The sequence below is a fragment of the Kribbella antiqua genome (assembly GCF_004345665.1).
Classification (GTDB): Bacteria; Actinomycetota; Actinomycetes; order Propionibacteriales; family Kribbellaceae; genus Kribbella; species Kribbella antiqua.
On sequence record NZ_SLWR01000001.1, the window covers coordinates 939131 to 959598 of the forward strand.

Below are 20468 nucleotides of genomic sequence, written 5' to 3' on the forward strand. Positions count from 1 at the left end.
CCGAGGGTGAGCAATCATCATCCCAACGTGCAACGGGTGGCCGACGCGCTCCAGGCGGCCGGGTCCACCGGTGAGATCGTGATCCTGGACGACGCGGTCCCGACTGCGGCGGCCGCGGCCGCCGAGCTGGGCTGCGAGGTCGGCGCGATCGCGAACAGCCTGATCTTCGACGGCGACGGCGCCCCGGTACTGATCCTGACCTCCGGCGCCCACCGGGTCGACACCGCCAAGGTCGCCGCCGAGCTCGGCATCAGCAAGCTGCGCCGCGCCACCCCGGAGTTCGTCAAGGAGCACACCGGCCAGTCGATCGGCGGCGTCGCCCCGGTCGGCCACCCGCACCCGGTCCCGACGTACGTCGACACCGCCCTCGAGCAGTACGACGTCATCTGGGCAGCCGCCGGCATCCCCCACTCGGTCTTCCCCACCACCTACGCCGAACTCCTCAAACTCACCAACGGCACCCCGACCACCGTCAACTGATCAGCTCACCGACAGCAACAAGTACGACGAAGCCGTCCAGCACCAGGCTGGACGGCTTCGTCGGTCGCAGGCAGTTCTAGAAGGCCGGTTCTAGAAGGCCGGCTTCAGGTCTACGTCGGCTGCTCGGACGTAGGCCATGCGGTGGCCGAACCAGATCTGGTAGTAGCGGTCCGTGCCGAGGACCTGGACGTGGTCGGCCGGGGGTTCGGTGGCGAAGGTGACGGCTCGGTAGTAGTCCGTCTCGATCGACGCGTCACCCACCGGGTACGCCTGGCCGTCGCCGATCGTGTACTGCAGCGGCGTGACGGTCTGGTACGGGATACCCGCCGGGTACGCCGACTGCTCCGGGTACGCACGCCCATACACCGGCGCCGACGTCTTGTCCGCCTTGAGCTTCACCACCAGACCCGGCTTGGCGAAGGCATCCGGTGCCGACGCCGGGCTCTTGAACCACGCCAGCGCTCCGAGGTACCAGACCCCGACCCAATCCCCTTGCACGTCCGCTACGACGTACTGCGAACCAGCCGCAGCTCGTGCACCGATGTCAGAGACCACAGTGGTGCTGTCGGTGCCGTCCGGGTGCAGGCCGAGGTCCTTGACCAGCGGAGCGGCGTCGTCAGGCGCCTGACGCAGGTAGACGAAGTTGGTGCCCTGGGGGGTGCAGGTGGTGCCGGCACCGGTGCAGTTGGTGATGACCTGGACGTTGTCGCTGAAGCCCGGCTTGATCGTCACGATCGAGCCCTTACGCACCGGGAAGACCGAGTGGCCGTAGATCGGTGCACCGAGCAGGTCGAAGTAGTGCTCCCAGTCCCAGTACGGTCCCGGGTCCCAGTGCATGCCGCGGACCGTGCTCGGGATGGTGCCCGGTACCTGGTCGTGGCCGATGATGTGGGCCCGGTCGAGCGGGATGTCGTTCTTGGCGGCCAGGTAGCGCACCAGCTTGGCCGAGTTGCGGTAGAGCGACTCGGTGTACCAGGTCGCACCAGTCGCGGCGAAGCCCTCGTGCTCGATGCCGATGCTGTGCATGTTCACGTACCAGTTGCCGGCGTGCCAGGCGACGTCGTTGGCCTTGACGTGCTGCCAGATGTGCCCGTCGGACGAGCGCATGGTGTACTGCCAGCTCACGTACGTCGGGTCCTGCACCAGGTTGAGCACACCCGGCCAGGTGCCCTCGGTGTCGTGAATGATGATGTAGTCGATCTTGCCGGTCTTCGGCCGGTTCGCCAGGTCGTGGTTGCCGTAGTCACCGGCACCGAACTCCTCGTACGGCGCCGGCAGCCACTCACACCCCAGGGTCGGCGGGCACTCCACACCAGAGCTCGAAGCCTTGACGCCGGCCGGCAGCGCCAGCTTCGAGACCTGCGTCTTGTCCGGCGTGACGGCGACGGCCGGCATCACAACCTGCTGCCCGGTGTTCGTCGTACGGGCGGCACCCTGCGCCATGATCGAGTAAACGTCGTCGGCGAACTCCGCTGCGCCCACGCGGTCCGAAGCCTCCGCGTACGACGCCACTGCGCCGTACCAGGATGCGGGAGACGTCTCGGCACCAGCAGGAAGGCCAAGCGACCTCTGGTACGACGCCAGCAGTGCGGCACCACCGGCGATGTTCGCAGTGGGGTCATTGCGCAGGGCAACAGGATCGAGCCCGGTCAGGTCGGACGCCTTGTACAGCGTGCGCAGCGACGAGGCTTTGGCGATCTTGCGCTCACCGGACAGGTCGACCACCGTGGTGGGGTCGACAGCAGTGAGGTGCATCGGGCCGTAGCCGCCGTCCGTGCTGGACGCACCTTGATGGTCGTCCCAGCGGCTTTCGGCGTACGACACAGCCAGCAGCACGGACTCCGGTACGCCGTACTTCGCGGCAGCATCGCTGAAAGCCGATGCGACCGTGGCGGACGGCCCAGGGGTCGCCGCGACGGCAGGTGGGCCTCCGGACGACACGCCGGATACGGCCATGGGCAGCGCTACCGCCGCCAGTGCGGCGAGAATCTTCGGACGACGACGCATGTTGTTCTCCTGAACCCGACGAGGCGGATGCCGGTCACCAAGACTGGCATCACTCTGGGTCGAGTCGGCGCACATGTCAACGGCTAACCAAAACTCGCCATCATCGGTTCAATACTGACAGCAGCTGGGAACTGAGGAGCAGGACGATGGAAGCGTTGCCGTTGGCGTTCACAACGGGCTGGGCGAGTGGCATCAACGCGTACGCCTGCGTGCTGATCCTGGGCCTGCTCGGCCGGTTCGCCGGTGCCGACGACGTACCCACCGCGTTGACCAGCAACGGCGTGTTGATCGCCGCTGGTGTCCTGTTCGCGTTCGAGTTCGTCGCCGACAAGATCCCGTACGTCGACTCCGCCTGGGACGCGATCTCGACCGTCATCCGGCCGACCGTCGGCGCGATCGTCGCCGCCCTGCTGTCCGGCGAGGCGAGCACGCTGAACCAGGCCGTGATCGCGACCATCGGTGGCGTCGTCGCGCTGCTTTCACACGCGGTCAAGTCCAGCCTCCGGCTGGCGATCAACACCTCCCCCGAGCCGGTCACCAACATCGCCGCCTCGTCCGGTGAGGACATCGCGGTCGCCGGCGTGGTGTCGCTGGCCGCGTTCCACCCGGAGGTCGCGCTCATCATCGCCGCGGTCCTGCTGCTGCTCGGCCTGATCGGGGTGTACGTCGCCTTCCGGTTCATCCGGCGCGGCTACCAGCGGTTCAAGGCGTGGCGGGAGAAACGGACCGGCCCTGCGACCGGGAGCAGTGCCGTCTGATGGCTCGCGTAGTTGTCGTCGGGGCCGGTCTCGCCGGTCTCGCCAGTGCCGTCCGGCTGGCCAAGCTCGGCCACCAGGTCACCATCTGCGAACGCGACGGGCGCCTGGGCGGCGTGCTGGGCCGCGTGGAGGCAGACGGGTTCAGCTGGGACGCAGGAGCAGCAAGTACGACGCTGCCGGCCGCGCTGCGCGACCTGTTCCGGAAGAGCGGTCGCCCGATCGAGAGCCTGGTCCAGCTCGAGCCGGTGACCGAACCACGCCGGCACATGTTCGGAGACGGCTCGGTGCTCGACCTGCCCATTTCCGACCGCGGTGCGCAACTCGAAGCCTGGACAGACCTCGCCAGCGACACAGTGGCCAAGCAATGGACCGATCTGGTCGATGCCTACGGCGAGACGTGGCAGGTACTGCGCAAGACGTCGCTGGAGCCGCCGCTGCAGGACAAGCTGCCGTTGAGCGCCATACGAGCGCTCAAGCCCTGGCAGTCGCTGGAGCGGGTAGCCCAGCGCCAGCTGGACGACGAGCGCGCTCGCGCCGTACTGCGGTACTTCGCAGCGCAGGGCGGCTCGGAAGCCAAGCTCACACCCGGGTACGTCGGCGTCTGGTCATACCTGGAGCGCACCTTCGGCCGCTGGACCATAGAGGGCGGGTTCGGCGTACTCGCGGACGCGTTGGCGCAGCGGGCGAGCGAGCGGAAGGTCGATGTGCGCACTGGTGCCGAGGTGGTCGCTGTCACCACAACGCAGGGCGCTGTGACGGGTGTACGGCTGGCTGATGGGGCTGAGCTCCCAGCGGACATCGTGGTGAGCGACATCGACCCGCGTGACCTCTTCGGGCAGCTGGTGGACGACCCGGCAGCCAAGAAGGTGCGCAAGCGAGCGCTGTCGACACACCAGGCCCAAGCGGCGTACGTCGTACATCTGGGGCTGCGGGAGCCAGTGCCGGTGCTGCCGTTCGAGACTGTCCTGCACGGTACGCCGACAGTCGTCGTACGGACGGGTGGTCAGGCACCGGCTGGGCACCAGGCGTGGTCGGTGCTCGTGCACGGCTACCCGACGGACGACGTACTGGACCTGCTGGTGGCGCGTGGGCTGCACGTCCGCGACAAGGTCGTGTCGCGGCAGACCTCACAGTCCTGGTGGGCCGGGGTCGCGTGGGAGGGCTATCGCACGGCCCGGCGCCGGGCGGCCAACGTCTCGCCGGTGAAGGGCCTGTACTGCGTCGGTGCGGGCGCTCACCCGGGTTCCGGCGTACCTGCCACCACGCTGGGCGCCGCAATAGTGGCGGATGCCATCGGGAAAGCCTGAGACCCGCTGGGGTCCAGGTTGCCGTCCCACGTAGGATTGATCGTTCATGTGTTCCATGTCGGGATAGGTGCCCGGCAGTAGAGAGGACCTCGGTGGATCAATCCCCCAAATCGGCCGATCACGAGAATGTCGAGCGGGCTGAGCTGGCGGCCGAGCAGCAACACATCGACCGGGTCTACGACCGGGTCGCGGAGGCTGCCCGGTCGGCGTCCCGGATCGCGGTCGAAGGGCACCAACGCGGGCAGGCGCAGAACGTCGGCCGGGTCCGTGAGGAGGAGCAGACCGGTCTGTACGAGCGGGACGTGCTGGTGTTCGCCGCCGCCCGCCGGATCGCCGAGCTGGACGCCGAGCACGAGGGCCTGGTCTTCGGCCGGCTCGACTCCGACCACGGCGACGACACGGAGGCCGCGGCGAGCGCAGCCGACCTGGAGAAGCTGTACGTCGGCCGGATCGGTGTCCGGGACGCGGAGTACGAACCGCTGGTGATCGACTGGCGTGCCCCGGCCGCTGAGCCTTTCTACCGCGCCACCTCCACCGACCGGCTGAACGTCGTACGGCGGCGGGTGCTGCGGAACAAGGGACCGCGGATCGTCGGGCTCGAGGACGACCTGCTCGCGCCGGAGCGGGCACCCGAGGACCTCCCGGTGATGGGTGAGGGCGCGCTGATGGCGTCCCTGTCGCGGGCACGCGGTCACACGATGCGGGACATCGTCGCCACCATCCAGGCCGAGCAGGACAAGGCGATCCGGGCGCCGGCCCGCGGTGTCACCGTCATCGGCGGTGGACCCGGCACTGGCAAGACAGTGGTCGCGCTGCACCGCGCGGCGTACCTGCTCTACAGCGACCGCCGGCGGTTCGAGCGCGGCGGCGTACTGGTCGTCGGGCCGTCCGCTGCCTTCATGGCCTACATCGAGCGCGTCCTGCCGAGCCTTGGCGAGAACACCGTGTCGCTGAAGGCGGTCGGCGAGCTGGTGGACGGCGTCAAGGCCACCGCGGTCGACGAAGCCGACGTAGCCGCGATCAAGGGCTCACTGCGGATGCGCGGCGTACTGTCGCGTGCTGCCCGCGACCGCGTGCCCACCGCCCCCAGCACTTTGCGGATCTTCGTCGGCGGCGCCACCGTCGAGCTGGACGCCAACCAGCTGGACAACGTACGACGGAACGCGCTGCGGCGGACGGCACGCAACAGAGCGGCTGCCGAAGCCCGCAAGGGTCTGGTCGCTGCGCTGTGGCAGCGGTTCCCCGACGACCTGCGCAACGGCGTCTACGGAGACCGTGAAGCCTTCGGCGACCAGGTGACCGAGACACCTGCGTTCAGGACATTCTTCAGCCAGTGGTGGCCGGTGCTGACCCCAGAGTCCGTACTGCGCTGGCTCGGTGACCCACGCCGGTTGCAGCGGTGGGCCCGCAACGACCTGACTCCGACAGAGATTGATGCGCTCGCCAACGCGATCCGCAGTACAGACGAGTTCACCATTGCAGACGTAGCCCTGCTGGACGAGCTGAGCACGTTGCTGGGACGCGCACCGGTCGCGGAGACCAAGGACGAAGAGTTCGACTGGCTGGAGGGCCTGTCGGACGGGGTCAACGAAGTGCTCACCACATCTGAGCGCCGGGCCCGGGCTGTGGCTGCCAGAGAGGCCGAGGAGCCGGAGGAGTACGCGCACGTCCTGGTGGACGAGGCGCAGGACCTCTCCCCCATGCAGTGGCGGATGGTGACTCGGCGCGGCCCGCAGGCGAGCTGGACGATCGTCGGCGACCCCGCGCAGAGCTCGTGGCCCGACCCGGACGAGGCCCGTGCGGCGATGGACTCGATGCTGTCGCACCTGCAGCGGCACTCGTTCCGGCTGTCGACCAACTACCGGAACTCGGCCGAGATCTACCAGTTCGCCGGAGAGGTGATCCGCCGGACTCTGCCCGACGCCGATCTGCCCGACGCAGTACGTCGTACTGGCGTGGAACCGGAGCACCGAGTCTTCGACGACGGCAAGGTCTCCGAAGCCGCCGGTGACGCGGCCGCGGAGCTGCTCCAGCTGGTCGAGGGCACGGTCGGCGTGATCGTGCCGCCGAAGCTACGGCCCGGGATCGACGCGGTCCTCGGCGAGCTCGGCGACCCCCGCGTGGTCGCGGTCAGCCCCCTGGAGTCGAAGGGTCTCGAGTACGACGCTGTCGTCGTGGTCGAGCCGGACCGCATCGTCAGCGATACCCTCGGCGGCGTACGAGCCCTGTACGTCGTCCTGACCCGGGCAACTCAGCGACTGGTCACCGTCAACAGCACCACCCACTGGCTGCCTTAAAAGTATGTAGAGCCGCTAGCCGCGAGGGACGACGAACGAGATCAGGTCGGCGTCGTCCGGGCCGAGGTCGGACCAGCGGCAGCTCAGGTGGAGGACGGCGAGGCCGGAGGTCGGGTATTTCTGGCTGAGTTCGACCCGCTCCGGGCTGGTGCCGTCGAGGGCGAGCTCGTCGGCGAGCCACGGTACGCCGGGGCCGTGGCCGACCAGGATCACAGTGCGGGCCTCGGTCGGCGCCTCGTGGATGACGTCGAGGAGCTCATCGGCGTCGGCGTTGTAGATGCGCCGGTCGTACCAGACGTCGGTCGCGGCCGCCCCGGCCTCGGCGGCGAACCGCCAGGTCTCGCGGGTGCGCTGCGACGGTGAGCACAGGACCAGGTCCGCGTCGATGCCCTGGGCAACGAGATAGCGGCCGGCCGCGGCGGCGTCGGCCCGGCCGCGGTCGGCGAGCGGGCGCTCGAAGTCGGGCATCGACTCGTCCTGCACCGCCTTCGAGTGCCGGAGCAGGACGAGCGTACGGTCGATCAAAAGGTCCGACGGATCAGCCACCGAGTCAGGATACGACGGCGGACCGGGTCACGGGACGACGGCAGACCGGGTCACTGGACGACGGCCGACTGGGTCAGGAGACGACGGCCGACTGGAGGTTGAGGTAGACCTGACGGGTCGCGGTGGACCTGTTCAGGGTGATGAAGTGGATGCCCGGCGCGCCGCCCGCCAGCAGGCGCTCGCACAGCTCGGTCGCGATCTCGATGCCGACCGCCCGGACCGCGCCGGGGTCGTCCTCGACCGCGAGCAGCCGGTCGGTGACCGCGGCCGGCAGCGCCATCCCGGTCAGCTCCGCCATCCGCTGGATCTGCTTGATGTTGGTGACCGGCATGATGCCCGGCAGCACCGGGATGTCGCAGCCCAGCTGGCCCGCCCGCTCGACCAGCCGGAAGTAGTCGTCCGCGCCGAAGAACATCTGGGTGATCGCGTAGTCCGCACCGGCGGCCGCCTTGGCGGCGAGCACCTGCGCATCGGCCTCCAGCGACGCCGCCTCCGGATGCTTGTCCGGGAACGCCGCGACCCCGACGCAGAAGTCGCCGAGCGAGCGGATCAGCTCGACCAGCTCGACCGCGTGGTTGAGCCCGTCGGGGTGCGCGACCCACGGCTGGTTCGGGCCCCCCGGCGGGTCGCCGCGCAGCGCCAGCATGTTCCGTACGCCCGCTCCGGCGTACGCACCGATCACCGAGCGCAACTCGTCCCGCGAGTGCGCGACACAGGTGAGGTGGCCGAGCGGTGTGAGCGAGGTGTCCTGCGCCACCCGCTCGGTGACCCGGATCGTGCCGTCCCGGGTGGTGCCGCCGGCGCCGTACGTGATCGAGACGAAGGTGGGCCGGAGCTGCTCGATCTCGCGGATCGATCGCCACAGCACCTCCTCGGCCTCCGGCGTCTTCGGTGGGAAGAATTCGAACGAGAAGGAGCGGCCACCGGTCGCCAGCAGATCGCGGATCGTGGGCGTACCGCCGGAAAGCGTCGAAGGAAGACCGTGGGCCATGGCGATAGGTTACCCGGGCCGTCGGTGCACGCGCGCCCACCGGTTACGCTCCGAGGCGTGTATGGCGACGTGGACATCCCGGCCGAGGTACAGCGGGCGCTGACCGGCTTCCTGGATCTGCAGCAACAGCGACTCGAGGCGATCGGGCCGGAGCTGGCCGAGCAGGTGCAGGCCGCGCGGGACGCGACCAGCGGCGGCAAGCGACTGCGGCCTTCCTTCTGCTATTGGGGTTTCCGGGCCGCCGGCGGTGATCCGGCACAGCCGATCCTGAAGGCCGCGGCCAGCCTGGAGATGCTGCACGTCAGCGCGCTGGTACACGACGACGTGATGGATTCCTCCGACGTACGACGGGGTGCACCGGCCGCGCATCGGCGCTTCGAGGCCCTGCAGCGAGCCCGGTCGCAGACTTCCGGGGTCGGCGGCGATGCGGAGCGCTTCGGCATCGGAGCGGCCATCCTGCTCGGCGATCTGTGCCTGATCTGGGCAGACGAGATGCTGCACACGTCGGGCTTCGACGCTGCCGCGCTGGCCCGCGCGGCAAGGTTCTTCGACGCCGTACGAGTCGAGGTGACGGCCGGGCAGTACTTGGACCTGGTCGCCCAGGCCAGCGGCGAGTCGGACATGGATCAGGCCTTGCGGGTCCTGCGGTACAAGTCGGCGACGTACACGGTCGAGCGGCCACTGCACGTCGGGGCGGCGCTGGGTGGTGGGGATCAGCGTCTGATCGAGGCGTTGTCGGCGTACGGACTGCCTTTGGGTGAGGCGTTCCAGTTGCGCGACGACCTGCTCGGGGTGTTCGGCGACCCGGCGCTGACCGGGAAGCCGGCGGGTGACGATCTGCGTGAAGGCAAGCGGACGGTGCTGATCGCGTACGCCGTCGACCACGCATCGGAGGTGCAGCTGGCCGAGTTCGACCGGCTGTTCGGGCGGCCCGATCTGGATGACGACGAGATCCAGTTGTTGCGCGAGATCCTGCAGGACTCACGCGCCGTACAGGCCTGCGAGGACCTGATCACCGACCGCACCGAGGACGCCCTGGCCGCCCTCGACCGCGCTCCCCTGGCTGATGGCACGGCCCGCAAGGCTCTGGCGGATCTGGCGATCGCGGCGACGTCTCGCCAGCTCTAAGGCGACGTCATCAGGTTGATCAGCCGGAGCAGCTCAGCCGTCGGCGCCAGATCGCCGAGGATGATCACCTTCAGTACGGCGCGATCCTCGTCGTACACGGTCTCGACCCGGAGCCGGCCGACGCCGCTCTGATTGAGCGAACCGATCACGTGCGTGCTGATCCGGTCCGCGCCGGCCCGGTCGATCGCGTCGATGTGCACGATGCTCGACGCCTCCACGTTCCGGGCCGTCTCGTCCACCTCGAGCGCGGCCGCGCTGGTGCCGGTGAATGCCTCCAGGTCCTCGCGGGCGATCCGGTACTGCTTGCCGATCCGGACCGCCTTCAGCCGGCCGTCGCGCACGTAGTTCCGGATCGTGCGGACATGCAGACCGAGCCGGTTCGCCACCTGCTCGACCGAGTACAGCTCCTGAGGCATGCCACCTAGACTACGTGCGATTCCTTAGAATTCCCTATAAATCGCCAGATAGGGATATTTAAGGTAGTTTTGGTGCATGAACGTTGAAGGGGTGCGGGTGTACGTGAGTGACGCCCGCGTGCAGGACGACGGCGATGCCGTGCAGCTCATCGCGGACGCGCACTACGGGCACCAGGCCGAGTGGGTCGCGGTCGACGCCGAGCAGCTGGGGGACGATTTCTTCGAGCTGCGGACCGGGCGCGCGGGTGCGATCGCGCAGAAGTTTGTCAACTACCGGATGGGGCTGGCCGTGGTGGGTGACATCGCGGAGAAGCTGGCGGGCAGCAAGCCGCTGCGCGACTGGGTACGGGAGAGTAACCGGGGACGGTCGCTGTGGTTCGTCACCGACCTGGACGCGCTGGCCGAGCGGCTACAGGACCGGCAGTGAGCTGAGCAGGTCCGGCGTATCGGCCTCGCTGCGTTCACGGATGAGGACGCGGAGCTGGCCGGAGTTGGTGGTGTCCTCGGCGAGGATCTGCAGCGCCACGTCGACGGTGTCGTGGTCGTGATCGAGCAGGTGGTGCAGCCCTTCCCAGAGGACGATTTCGGGCTCACCGGTGGAGCGGTCGCTCAGCGAGTCGGCCAGCGCGTCCCAGTTGCGCCCGAACCAGCGCGGCAGGTCGAAGGCGGTCGCACACAGGTCCAGGAAGCCGGTCTTGTCGTGGATCTCTGTGGTGTCGAGCAGAACGAAGTCCCAGCCGGCGTCGGCGACATCACGTCGTACGTCGTCCGGAGTCAGGTCCGACTGCCAGCGGTAGACGCCGGGGCGCAGGCCCTCGGTCAGCAGCGTGGGCAGGTCAGTCATCCGTCGCACCCCCGTCCGCCGCGATCCGGCGGAACGACTTGTAGTGATCGTCAGTGTAGTAACGCTCGCCATTCTTGCCGGTCACGATCCGCCGGGCGCCGCGATTGCTCTCGCCCGGCGTCTTCACGGTGTACTCGTGGTAGTACCCGCGGTCCTGCTTCGGCAGGATCTTCTCGAAGTTGCCGAACACCACACCGTCCCGGCTGTACGGGAACGGACCACCCTGATCGATCAGCTTCAGCGTCTGCTGCGCCTCACTCGGCAGGTCAGCCACCGCCACGATCGTGAGGCCGCTCTCCGGATCAGTACTGTTCGGCTTGGCCGCGCTGCATCCGAACAGCGAGGCCGCCAGCGTGATCACCAGCATCGCGATCACGACTGCTGCGATGATCCGCGCGGCCTTCGGGTTGTTGATCACCCAGCACCCCGCAGCCGCCTACTGAACTCAGCCGCTGCGGCCGCCGGGTCATCCGCCTCAGTGATAGCCCGTACGACGACCACGCGGGTGGCTCCGGCTTCGACGACCTGGTCCAGCCGCTCGAGGTCGATGCCACCGATGGCGAACCACGGCTTCGACTGCGGCCGGCTGGCGGCGTACGAGACGAGCTCGAGGCCCGCAGCCTGGCGGCCCGGCTTGGTGGGCGTCTCCCAGGTCGGACCGACGCAGAAGTAGTCGGAGCCCTGCTCTGTGACTGCTGCGTTCACCTGGCTGAACGTGTGCGTGGAGCGGCCGATGATCGGCATTGGGCCGGTGATAGCCCGTGCTGCGTGCACTGGCAGGTCCCGCTGGCCCAGGTGCAGTACGTCGGCTCCCGCGACGAACGCGATGTCCGCACGGTCGTTGACCGCCAGCAGCTTGCCGTGCCGCTTGCAGGCGTCCGCGAACACCTCCAGCGCCGCCAGCTCGTCCGCGGCCTCCATCTCCTTCTGCCGCAGCTGCACGATGTCCACGCCACCGCCCAGAGCAGCATCCAGCAACTGCTCGAGGTCGCCCTGCTTCTCCCTTGCATCAGTGCATAGATACAGACGGGCGTCTTCCAGCTGCTCGGTGTGCTCAGTCACACCGCCAAGCCTGCCATGCTTCGCTGGACGTAGGCTGACGGCATGCCTGAGCACACGTCCGATGTGGTGGTGGTCGGCGCCGGGCTGATCGGTCTTTCGATTGCCTGGCGGCTGGCTGCAGACGGTATCCAGGTGACGGTATGCGACCCGACCCCTGGCACCCAGACCTCCGCGGTCGCAGCCGGCATGCTCGCCCCGGTCACTGAGGTCGAGTACGGCGAAGACGACCTGCTCGCCCTCAACCTCGCCAGTGTCGCCGCGTGGCCCTCCTTCGCAGCAGAGCTGGAGGAACTCACCGGAGTGCCCGCCGGCCTCCACCAGACCGGGACGCTGTCAGTCGCGTACGACGTCGACGACGCGGCCGCCCTCCGTCGCCTCGCCGACTACCAGCGCCGTCTCGGCTTGGAAGTCGAGGTGCTGTCCGGTCGCGACGCCCGCAAACGCGAACCGCTCCTCGCCACAGGCGTCTCCGGAGGTGTCTGGGTTCCCGGCGACCACTCCGTCGACAACAGGCAGGCAGTGACCGCACTCCTCCGCGCTGTGGAGCTGTCCAAGGTCACCCTGATCCGCCAGCGCGTCTCCCGCATCCTCACCTCCGGTACGACGGCTGTCGGCGTACAACTGGAGAACGGGGACACGGTGCGGGCTGCGCACGTAGTTGGTGCAGCAGGGCCGTGGTCTGGGCAGTTGGAGGGCGTGCCGCAGGAGCTGCGGCCGCCTGTGCGTCCTGTGAAGGGTGAGGTGCTTCGGCTGCGTGTGCCCGAGGCTTACCGGCCGGCGTTGCAGCACACGGTGCGGGCGACTGCGCGAGGCTTCTCCGTCTACCTCGTACCACGGCCGGGTGGTGAGCTTGTCGTGGGCGCCACCAGCTCGGAGCTCGGCTACGACACCAGAGTGCTTGCAGGTGGCGTGTTCACGCTGTTGCGGGACGCGCGGACCGTACTGCCGATTACCGACGAGCTGGAGCTGGTCGAGTCGATCGCCGGGTTGCGGCCGGCCACGCCGGACAACGCGCCGATCCTCGGACCGTCCGGGCTCGAAGGGTTGCTTTGGGCAACTGGTCACTATCGCAACGGCGTGCTGCTCACACCGATCACCGCGCGGATCATCGCCGACACCATCCGGACCGGCGTCGTACCGGAGCTCGGAGTTCCCTTCCTGGGCAGCAGGTTCGCCCATTCCACTCTGTAGTACATCGGTTGCCGTCAGCAATCAATGCTTGTGAACTACATGCCTGTAGTTCAGCCTTAAATTGTAAACATTGAGTTACAGGCGTAACAAGCACCCCATAAGCCCCTGTTGTCACATCCGTATCTGCACTTACGGTCAAAAGACGTTCACACGGGGAGATGAATCGATGGATGACGCCTGCACCTCCAGTCGACGCCGGACCGTAGTACGGGTTCTGACCGGACTCGCCGTACCGGTTCTGACCGCCGCCGTCATCACGGCCGGCTCGCCTGGCTTCGGCCAGTACAAGGTGAAGAACGGCGACACGCTGAGCCGGATCGCGACCCAGTACGGCACCACCGTGCGGAATCTGGTCGCGCTGAACAACCTGCCCGGCAACGGCAACACGATCTATGCCGGCGAGACGCTGAAGGTCCCAGGCGGCAAGCAGACGACCAAGCGCTCCCAGCTCGGCCGGGTTACCTACATCGTCAAAAAGGGCGACACGATCTCCAAGATCGCCAAGCGCTTCAAGTGCTCACAGGCGAACCTGCTGGCGGCGAACGGGCTCCGTGCCACCGACCATATCTACGCCGGCAAGCCGCTGCAGGTGCCGGTCAAGCTCCACCCGAAGCCCAAGCCGAAGCCGAAGGCGCCGGCCAAGAAGAACAACAGCTTCGCCGGCCGCACCTACCCCGACCACGTCGTCGCCAAGGCGGACCAGAACCGCGCGATCCTGAAGAGCCGCAAGCTGCCTACCCGTGCACAAATGCGCAACCTCATCATCGCCACCTCCAAGCATTACGGCGTCGACCCGGAGCTGGCCCTCGCGGTGAGCTGGCAGGAGTCCGGCTGGAAGCAGCGGGTGGTCTCCCCCGCCAACGCGGTCGGTGCGATGCAGGTGATCCCGTCGACCGGCCGGTTCGCCTCCAGCGTCGTCGGACGCGATCTGGATCTGCTGAAGCCACGGGACAACGTCACCGCCGGTGTGGTGCTGCTGGACCGGCTCACCAGCGCCGCCGAGCTCCAGACCGCTGTAGCGGGCTACTACCAGGGCCTGGGCGGTGTGAAGCGCAACGGGATGTACCCGGACACCAAGCTCTACGTGAAGAACATACTGCGGATCAAGGCGCAGCTGGAGCGTGGCTGGAGCCCGCTCAAGTGAGCAGGCCTCACCGACTGCGGTGAGCCTGGCGCGGTCGCACTGAGCCCTTATCTACACTCTCAGTGCAGGACGGCTTCGAGAGGCGGCTCACCGCAAGTGACGGACGACGTGGACACGCAGGTCAGCGACCGCCTCGTCGGGCGAGTGCTCGACGGACGGTACCGCGTGGGCGCACGCGTCGCCAAGGGCGGCATGGCCACTGTCTACAAGGCCCTCGACATGCGGCTGGACCGCGTCGTCGCACTCAAGGTGATGCACGACGGGCTCGGCGACGACGCCCAGTTCGCCCGCCGGTTCGTGGCCGAGGCCCGGGCCGCCGCGCGGCTCTCGCACCCGAACGTGGTGGCCGTCTTCGACCAGGGCGACGACAACGGCACGCTGTTCCTGGCGATGGAGTACGTGCCCGGCCGCACGCTGCGGGACGTGATCCGGCAGCAGGCGCCGCTCTCCCCCGCCCGGGCGCTGGATCTGCTGGCGCCGATCCTGTCCGCGCTCTCCGCGGCCCACGACGCTGGCATCGTCCACCGCGACATCAAGCCGGAGAACGTGCTCATCTCCGACAACGGCGCGGTGAAGGTCGCGGACTTCGGTCTGGCCCGGGCGGTCAGTGCGACCGGCAACACCGCGACCCAGGGTCTGCTGATGGGCACGGTGTCCTACCTGGCGCCTGAGCTGGTCACCGACGGCAGTGCGGACGCCCGGTCGGACGTGTACTCGTCCGGCATCCTCCTGTACGAGATGCTGACCGGGAACAAGCCACACTCCGGTGACACCCCGATCCAGGTCGCCTACGCACACGTGCATGCCGACGTACCGGCGCCGTCGCTGGAGCAGCCGACGATCCCGCCGTACGTCGATGCACTCGTGCAGCGCGCGACCGCTCGGGACCGGGACCTGCGGCCGGCGGATGCGCGGGTGCTGAGCCGGCAGGTCCACCGGGTGCGCAGTGCGCTCGAGGAGGGGCTGCCGGACGACCCGGAGCTCACTGGCGACTTGACCGTTCCGATCCAGCAGATCCGCCAGGACAGCGGGTACGACGACGGCTATACGCGCGGTGACCCGGAAGACGCCGTGCTGCGTCACGACACGATCGTCGTACCGGTGGAACACGGGCGCCCGACCGGTGCACCGGCGACGCGGGTGCAGGCGCCACCCCAGCGTAGGGGCCGCGGGCTGGTCGCGCTGATCCTCGTCCTGGCTGCTGCCATCGGCGTCGGTACGGCGGCCTGGTACTACGGCATCCACCGCTACACCACCACGCCGAGCCTGGTGAAGATGGTGCCGGCGGACGCAACGGCGGAGGCTGAGAAGGCCGGGCTGCGGACCAACCTGGCCAACCAGGACTTCTCCGAGGACGTGCCGAAGGGGCAGGTCATGGCGACCGACCCTTCTGCGGGAGACCGGATCCGGAAGAACGGTGAGATCAATCTGACCGTTTCCAAGGGCCCTGAGCGCTATCGGGTGCCGCAACTGGCCGGTCTGGAACTCGAGGCCGCCAAGCGGGCGCTGGACTCGATCAAGCTGATCACCGGCCAGATCAACGAGCAGTACAGCGAGACCGTGCCGGCTGGGCGGGTGATCGCGTTCAGCCCGAAGTTCGACGCAGTTGTGAAGCCCGGTACGGCGGTCAACTTCGCCGTCAGCAAGGGAAAGAAGCCGATCGCGGTCCCGGACGTGACCGGCAAGACCTACCGCCAGGCACGCGAGGCCCTGCGTAATCTCGGCTTCGTGGTCGGCCGCACGGACCAGTACGACGAGAAGATCGCCGAGGGCAAGGTGATCAGCCAGACCCCCAACACCGGCACGTTGTTCGCCAAGGACAAGGTGCAGCTGGTGGTGTCGAAGGGCCCGGCGCTGCGTGAGGTCCCGAACGTGAAACGCAAGACCCTCGACGAGGCCCAGCAGATCCTCACCGAAGCAGGCTTCAAGGTGCGGGTCGAGAAGGCGCCGTTCAACCTCGGCCTCAACATCGTCGCGGCCCAGAACCCGGGGTCCGGCAAGATGGCCCAGCCCGGCACCACGGTCGTCGTCACCGTGCTCTGATTTTGTCCGCAGGACAAGGCTTCTGGTTAGCTGTGCCGCGTGAATCACCCGCGCCTTGCCGTCGTTGCCCTGCTCGCGGTCGCGGCGGCATGGGGATCCACGTTCTTCCTGACCAAGGACCTGCTCACCAGGATGGATGTCGCCGACTACCTGGCGTTGCGATTCCTGATCGCCTCGGTCGCGCTCGTCCTGGTCCACCCGCCGGCCATCGCCCGGCTGAGCCGGCTCGACCGCGGCCGGGCCGTTGCCCTCGGCATCACCTACGGCATCGCCCAGCTCCTGCAGACCGAAGGCCTGCGGCACACCGCCGCGAGCGTTTCCGGCTTCGTCACCGGCATGTACGTCGTCTTCACGCCACTGCTGGCCGCGGTCATCCTCCGGCACAAGATCGGCCGCTGGGCCTGGGTGGCTGTGATCCTCGCCACCGTCGGCCTCGGCGTACTCTCCCTGCGCGGCGTCAGCATGGGTCCGGGAGAACTTCTCACCCTCGCCTCGGCGGGCCTGTACGCGTTGCACATCATCGGCCTCGGCGCCTGGTCGACCTCGGCCAACGCGTTCGGCCTCTCGTCGTTGCAGATGATCACCATCACGGCGGTCTGCGCGATCGGCGCGATCCCCGGCGGCTTCTCGATACCGGGCACCGGCGGCGACTGGGTCAGCGTTTTCTACATGGCACTGGTCTCGGGCGCGCTCGCCCTGATCGTGCAGACCTGGGCACAGGCGCATCTCACCCCGACCCGGGCGGCGATCGCGATGACGATGGAGCCGGTGTTCGCGTCGGCGTTCGCCGTACTGTTCGGCTCCGAGAGCGTGACGTGGCGGATGCTGGTGGGTGGGGCGCTGGTGCTGTCCGCGATGTATCTGGTCGAACTGGCGCCGCGGCGTAAGTTCGAGGCCGAGGTCCAGCACCTCGCACAGTAGGAGGGTCGGCAGATGCGGGACGACAGCGCACGGCGGGTCCGGCGGTTCCCGGCCGTCGTGATCGCCGTCCTGCTGGCGGTTCTGGCGGCCGGTACGGCGAACAACCTGGCCCGCAACCCGCAGCCGCTGCTCGTTGCCCCCGGCAATGTCTCACGCGGGGACGACCTGGCCGGGCAAGCGGTCCTGGACCTCGACGCGTTGACTCTCCCGAACGGCGCGACGCTGGCCGGCCCGGACGGCCCGTGGCGATTCGTCTGGCCGCGCGACGCGTCCTTCGTCGCTGCGGCGCGCTGCTCTCTCGGTCAATTCGACGAAGCCGGCCGCGTGCTGGATTTCCTCAACAAAATAAGGCCTTCCAGCGGTCGATGGGAAGCACGCTATTCGTCCGACGGTTTGCTGGTTCGGGACGGACGCGAGCCGCAGCTGGACGGATCCGGATGGGTGCTCTGGGCAACCTGGTTCTGCCATGCGGGGAGCAGATACTGGGAAATGGTCCGCGAATCCGCCGACCAGATCGTTGCCGAACTCGGGCCCAACGGTCTCCCGGCACGATCACCCGACTATTGGGAACGGCCGGAACGTGTGGTGACGTTGGGCACCATCGCTCCCCTGCTGACCGGTCTGCGAGCTGCCGTCGCGATCGCTCATGACCTCGATCGTCCGGCCGAGGCCGCACGATGGCAGGACGCGCTGAACAAGTTGTCCTCAGCAACGGATCGGTCGTTCGGCCCGGACTTTCCGCGGACGCCGGCGCGTGCGGTGAGCTTCCTCGAACCAGGGCTCGAGCCGATCGGCCTGGGTGGCGGCGCCGATGCGATCGTCACGGTTCTCGGCCCGCCCTTTGCTCCGCCCCGCGACGACGTCGACCACGCGATCGACAACGCTCGCGCCGCCCTGACCCAGCCGAACGGCGGTGTCACCCCCGGCGAGGACTGGCGCACCGACGGCGTCTCCTGGACCCCACAAACCGCCCTCTTCGCCCTCAGCGCCGCCGCCCGCGGCGACCGCGCCACCGCCTCCAGCCTCCTCACCTGGCTGAACCACTACCGCACCAGCACCGGCGCCCTCCCCGAAAAGGTCAACCGCGACCTCCAACCCGCCGGCGAAGCCCCCCTCGCCTGGACCTCAGCCCTGGTCATCCTCACCCACGCCGCCCTCCAAACCCCCCTCCCCATCCCCTGACCCGACCTCCCGCCGAGTGAAGCCACCGTGCGAGCCTCAGCGGATGTGGAGTGGCCGGAGTGGGTCAGCAGATCTCCATGGACTCGTTGCTTGGGGCATCGGGTCGGGTCGTGCTGGTTTTGGCTGAGTAGAAGAAGGCCGTTGAGGCGATGTCGTCCTGGAGCGGGAGGTAGCGGCCGCCCGAGCGCCAGCCGAGGGCTTGTACGTCGACTCGCAGCTTCTCGCGGAAGCGGATCGGGTCGGGCAGGTGGAAGCGGTACATGCCGAACCGCTGCTGGCTCGCATACAAACCGTCCGGCCGGATCACCTGCGGCATGCCGAGGTACGGCGTACTGAACTCGGTGTAGCCGTCGCCCGGGACATCGAAGTTCCAGGCGCCGCCGAAGTAGTCCTCGGTACCGGTGCCGCAGATGGTCGGGAACTCGTCGTCGCCGTCGACGTAGAACTTCACCTCACCCTCGCCCCACCAACCGCTGCTGTTGACGCCCCACGCGACGTACGTGCCGACGTAATGGCCCGGGCCCTCCACGCCGTCGAGCAGGGTGTGCACGGTTTTGGCCTGTAGCGGGTTGCTCCGCCGCCACTGCGCATGCAGGTAGGCCGACTGCTCCGGTACGGCGCCCAGCCAGTAGTCGACCTGGAAGTACACGATCACCGGTTCGTCGTGCGTGTTCTCGAGCGTCAGCTTGGCCTGTGACTGGAACGGCATCTCCCAGTAGCTGTTGAAGCCGCCGTTCGGGTTCACCGCGACCGGGAGCGAGTTGACCTGCGCGAACTTGCCCCAGCCGGAGCAGAAGAAGTCGCCGACCGGCGTCTCGATCGCGGGCGCCTCGTCGCCGTCCCAGTACGAGCGCAGCACGAGCCGGCGCCAGTGGTCGACATGCGTGGTGAGCCAGATGTGGGTGATGCAGCCGGATCCGGCGATGTCCGCGAGTACGGCGGTCTCCCCGGCGCCGATCTCGATCGACGGCGACACCTTCCAGCCTTGGCCGAGGTCCCGGGCCGCGTTCGCCCCGGTCCCCTCGGTCCGCCGGCCGCCCTGACCGGGCTCGCCGGTCGGGTTCTCCGCACTGATGGAGCGCGTCTCGACATCGAGGATCGCACTGATTCCGCACAACTTCCCAAGAGTCATACCCGCGACCCTAGGTCTCCCCTGGTCGACAAGAAATCGATTGCCCGCCACCTGGACTCTAATATGCCTCTTTGGTTATATTGACGGCGTGGACAGTCGACGTGGGACGGTTTTCGGGACCGAGGACGACGAGCAGCGGCGCCGCTACGGCATGACCGACGACCCCTCTGGCGCGCCGAACGGCCGGATTCTGCGCAACGAAGCGCCGTACGTGCTCGAGTACGAGTGGGCCGGCGAGATCCTGACCTGGGAAATCACCAGTACGGCGGAAGGCAGCCGGCTCGTCTTCACCAACGTACTCACCGACCCCGACGCCGCCGGACCTGCAGCCGCAGGCTGGGAAGCCGGCCTGGAGGTCGTCGAGGCCCAACTCGCCGGCCAGCCGATCACCTGGAACCCCCTGGACCGAGCCGAAGAACTTGCTACCCGTGGCAGCTAGCAGGCGCGGACTTTGGCTTCTTGGCCGGTGAAGGAGACGCAGGCCCACGGGCGGCCTTGGGCGGGGTTGGCGCGGACGATCAGCGGGAAGGCGTCGGCGCCGCGGACTTCGGATGTGCCTCTGGAACCGACTGCACCGCCTCGGGCTTCGGCGGCGGCTTTGACGTCCTGGACGGTGACGGCACTGCGGGCGTCATGCGCGGCCGCGTTCTTGGCATCGGTGGCGACAGCGAGGGCGAAGTCGATCTCCGGCGGCGTCGCCCAGGTGGTCGAGCTGACCGGGAAGACCACGCCGAACATCAACAGGCCGACCGCGGTGATGATCTGACGGAACCGGCGGCTCTGGTCAGCGGCGAGCAGCGCGGCGCAGCACAACGCAAGAAGCAGGGTGATCCCACGCACAACCCAGTGCCGATCAAGCCGGCTGTCGACCGCCAGCGCGGAGACCACCGCAACCACGACGCAGACAAGGGCACCGAGCAGCGCCCGCATCCGGGGAGACACAGATTGCATGCCGCAGACGATAGACGCAGAGACGCAATCCGCTGTTGGGCGCGCGCGGGATTGCGCTATTGTCCGCA

The 20468-nt window shown here is 68.2% G+C and carries 21 protein-coding genes; 12 read left to right on the top strand and 9 right to left on the bottom strand.

Annotated features, from left to right (window positions below; genetic code table 11):
- Positions 1–6: 6 nt before the first annotated feature.
- The gene (locus EV646_RS04530; RefSeq protein ID WP_132144127.1) at positions 7–480 is read left to right on the top strand and encodes a YbaK/EbsC family protein; all 474 of its coding nucleotides are present in this window, start codon (positions 7–9) and stop codon (positions 478–480) included.
- 90 nt (positions 481–570) lie between these two features.
- Here EV646_RS04530 and EV646_RS04535 read toward each other — a convergent pair whose 3' ends face one another.
- The gene (locus EV646_RS04535) at positions 571–2487 is read right to left on the bottom strand and encodes an N-acetylmuramoyl-L-alanine amidase (RefSeq protein ID WP_132144129.1); all 1917 of its coding nucleotides are present in this window, start codon (positions 2485–2487) and stop codon (positions 571–573) included.
- 146 nt (positions 2488–2633) lie between these two features.
- Between EV646_RS04535 and EV646_RS04540 the strand changes: the two genes are divergently transcribed.
- From EV646_RS04540 to EV646_RS04550, 3 genes are all read left to right on the top strand, one after another.
- Positions 2634–3245 (top strand): DUF4126 domain-containing protein, encoded by a 612-nt coding sequence (locus EV646_RS04540; protein ID WP_132144131.1) that lies wholly within the window; start codon positions 2634–2636, stop codon positions 3243–3245.
- Positions 3245–4552, top strand: a complete 1308-nt coding sequence (locus EV646_RS04545; protein WP_132144133.1) for a phytoene desaturase family protein — start codon at positions 3245–3247, stop codon at positions 4550–4552. The genes EV646_RS04540 and EV646_RS04545 overlap by 1 nt, the downstream gene beginning before the upstream one ends.
- Before the next feature lie 92 nt (positions 4553–4644).
- Positions 4645–6849, top strand: a complete 2205-nt coding sequence (locus tag EV646_RS04550) for a HelD family protein (protein WP_132144135.1) — start codon at positions 4645–4647, stop codon at positions 6847–6849.
- A gap of 15 nt (positions 6850–6864) precedes the next feature.
- Here the strand turns inward: EV646_RS04550 and EV646_RS04555 are convergent, their stop codons facing one another.
- A complete protein-coding gene (locus EV646_RS04555; RefSeq protein WP_132144137.1) occupies positions 6865–7395 on the bottom strand; it encodes a SixA phosphatase family protein in 531 nt (176 codons plus the stop codon).
- A 73-nt stretch (positions 7396–7468) separates the two neighbouring features.
- The gene (metF, locus tag EV646_RS04560) at positions 7469–8386 is read right to left on the bottom strand and encodes a methylenetetrahydrofolate reductase [NAD(P)H] (RefSeq protein ID WP_132144139.1); all 918 of its coding nucleotides are present in this window, start codon (positions 8384–8386) and stop codon (positions 7469–7471) included.
- A gap of 57 nt (positions 8387–8443) precedes the next feature.
- Here metF and EV646_RS04565 point away from each other — a divergent pair, with 57 nt between their 5' ends.
- Positions 8444–9514: a polyprenyl synthetase family protein gene (locus EV646_RS04565; RefSeq protein WP_132144141.1), complete on the top strand. Its 1071-nt coding sequence runs from the start codon at positions 8444–8446 to the stop codon at positions 9512–9514.
- Here EV646_RS04565 and EV646_RS04570 read toward each other — a convergent pair.
- Entirely contained in the window at positions 9511–9930 is a 420-nt protein-coding gene (locus EV646_RS04570; protein WP_132144143.1) for a helix-turn-helix domain-containing protein, read from the bottom strand. The two genes, EV646_RS04565 and EV646_RS04570, sit on opposite strands and share 4 nt — an antisense overlap.
- A 76-nt stretch (positions 9931–10006) precedes the next feature.
- Between EV646_RS04570 and EV646_RS04575 the strand changes: the two genes are divergently transcribed.
- Complete coding sequence (locus EV646_RS04575; protein WP_132144145.1) at positions 10007–10357, top strand: DUF4180 domain-containing protein; 351 nt, start codon at positions 10007–10009, stop codon at positions 10355–10357.
- Here the strand turns inward: EV646_RS04575 and EV646_RS04580 are convergent.
- The 3 genes from EV646_RS04580 to thiE are packed head-to-tail and all read right to left on the bottom strand — an operon-like array spanning position 10340 to position 11836.
- Complete coding sequence (locus tag EV646_RS04580; protein WP_132144147.1) at positions 10340–10774, bottom strand: barstar family protein; 435 nt, start codon at positions 10772–10774, stop codon at positions 10340–10342. The genes EV646_RS04575 and EV646_RS04580 overlap by 18 nt on opposite strands.
- Positions 10767–11192: a guanyl-specific ribonuclease gene (locus tag EV646_RS04585; RefSeq protein ID WP_199236776.1), complete on the bottom strand. Its 426-nt coding sequence runs from the start codon at positions 11190–11192 to the stop codon at positions 10767–10769. Before EV646_RS04585 ends, EV646_RS04580 begins: the two co-directional genes overlap by 8 nt.
- Positions 11189–11836 carry a thiamine phosphate synthase gene (gene thiE, locus EV646_RS04590; protein WP_132144148.1) on the bottom strand — a complete coding sequence of 216 codons (648 nt, stop codon included), beginning with the start codon at positions 11834–11836 and terminating at the stop codon, positions 11189–11191. The genes EV646_RS04585 and thiE overlap by 4 nt, the downstream gene beginning before the upstream one ends.
- Positions 11837–11878: 42 nt before the next feature.
- Here thiE and thiO point away from each other — a divergent pair, with 42 nt between their 5' ends.
- The 5 genes from thiO (at position 11879) to EV646_RS04615 (ending at position 18317) form a co-directional block, all read left to right on the top strand.
- On the top strand, positions 11879–13027 hold the full coding sequence (gene thiO / locus EV646_RS04595) for a glycine oxidase ThiO (RefSeq protein ID WP_132144150.1): 1149 nt from the start codon (positions 11879–11881) through the stop codon (positions 13025–13027).
- Positions 13028–13193: 166 nt separating this feature from the next.
- Positions 13194–14171, top strand: coding sequence for a lytic transglycosylase domain-containing protein (locus EV646_RS04600; protein ID WP_132144152.1), 978 nt, complete (start codon positions 13194–13196; stop codon positions 14169–14171).
- A gap of 96 nt (positions 14172–14267) precedes the next feature.
- A complete protein-coding gene (gene pknB / locus EV646_RS04605) occupies positions 14268–16214 on the top strand; it encodes a Stk1 family PASTA domain-containing Ser/Thr kinase (protein ID WP_132144154.1) in 1947 nt (648 codons plus the stop codon).
- A 39-nt stretch (positions 16215–16253) separates the two neighbouring features.
- Positions 16254–17135, top strand: a complete 882-nt coding sequence (locus tag EV646_RS04610; protein WP_132144156.1) for a DMT family transporter — start codon at positions 16254–16256, stop codon at positions 17133–17135.
- Positions 17136–17147: 12 nt separating this feature from the next.
- The gene (locus tag EV646_RS04615) at positions 17148–18317 is read left to right on the top strand and encodes a glycoside hydrolase family 15 protein (protein WP_132144158.1); all 1170 of its coding nucleotides are present in this window, start codon (positions 17148–17150) and stop codon (positions 18315–18317) included.
- Positions 18318–18381: 64 nt separating this feature from the next.
- Here the strand turns inward: EV646_RS04615 and EV646_RS04620 are convergent, their stop codons facing one another.
- Positions 18382–19449, bottom strand: a complete 1068-nt coding sequence (locus EV646_RS04620) for a glycoside hydrolase family 172 protein (protein ID WP_132144160.1) — start codon at positions 19447–19449, stop codon at positions 18382–18384.
- A gap of 88 nt (positions 19450–19537) precedes the next feature.
- On the opposite strand from EV646_RS04620, the gene EV646_RS04625 reads away from it, so the two are divergent.
- Positions 19538–19888: an SRPBCC family protein gene (locus EV646_RS04625; protein WP_132144162.1), complete on the top strand. Its 351-nt coding sequence runs from the start codon at positions 19538–19540 to the stop codon at positions 19886–19888.
- Here EV646_RS04625 and EV646_RS04630 read toward each other — a convergent pair.
- Positions 19885–20400 (bottom strand): hypothetical protein, encoded by a 516-nt coding sequence (locus EV646_RS04630; protein ID WP_132144164.1) that lies wholly within the window; start codon positions 20398–20400, stop codon positions 19885–19887. The genes EV646_RS04625 and EV646_RS04630 overlap by 4 nt on opposite strands.
- Positions 20401–20468 lie beyond the last annotated feature (68 nt).

Bases quoted from the DNA above. Each gene is read 5' to 3' on its own strand.
- EV646_RS04575 (WP_132144145.1), top strand. From the start codon at position 10,007: ATGAACGTTGAAGGGGTGCGGGTGTACGTGAGTGACGCCCGCGTGCAG.
- EV646_RS04540 (WP_132144131.1), top strand. From the start codon at position 2,634: ATGGAAGCGTTGCCGTTGGCGTTCACAACGGGCTGGGCGAGTGGCATC.
- metF (WP_132144139.1), bottom strand. From the start codon at position 8,386: ATGGCCCACGGTCTTCCTTCGACGCTTTCCGGCGGTACGCCCACGATC.
- thiO (WP_132144150.1), top strand. From the start codon at position 11,879: ATGCCTGAGCACACGTCCGATGTGGTGGTGGTCGGCGCCGGGCTGATC.
- EV646_RS04615 (WP_132144158.1), top strand. From the start codon at position 17,148: ATGCGGGACGACAGCGCACGGCGGGTCCGGCGGTTCCCGGCCGTCGTG.
- EV646_RS04630 (WP_132144164.1), bottom strand. From the start codon at position 20,400: ATGCAATCTGTGTCTCCCCGGATGCGGGCGCTGCTCGGTGCCCTTGTC.
- EV646_RS04570 (WP_132144143.1), bottom strand. From the start codon at position 9,930: ATGCCTCAGGAGCTGTACTCGGTCGAGCAGGTGGCGAACCGGCTCGGT.
- EV646_RS04535 (WP_132144129.1), bottom strand. From the start codon at position 2,487: ATGCGTCGTCGTCCGAAGATTCTCGCCGCACTGGCGGCGGTAGCGCTG.
- EV646_RS04545 (WP_132144133.1), top strand. From the start codon at position 3,245: ATGGCTCGCGTAGTTGTCGTCGGGGCCGGTCTCGCCGGTCTCGCCAGT.
- EV646_RS04580 (WP_132144147.1), bottom strand. From the start codon at position 10,774: ATGACTGACCTGCCCACGCTGCTGACCGAGGGCCTGCGCCCCGGCGTC.
- EV646_RS04620 (WP_132144160.1), bottom strand. From the start codon at position 19,449: ATGACTCTTGGGAAGTTGTGCGGAATCAGTGCGATCCTCGATGTCGAG.
- EV646_RS04600 (WP_132144152.1), top strand. From the start codon at position 13,194: ATGGATGACGCCTGCACCTCCAGTCGACGCCGGACCGTAGTACGGGTT.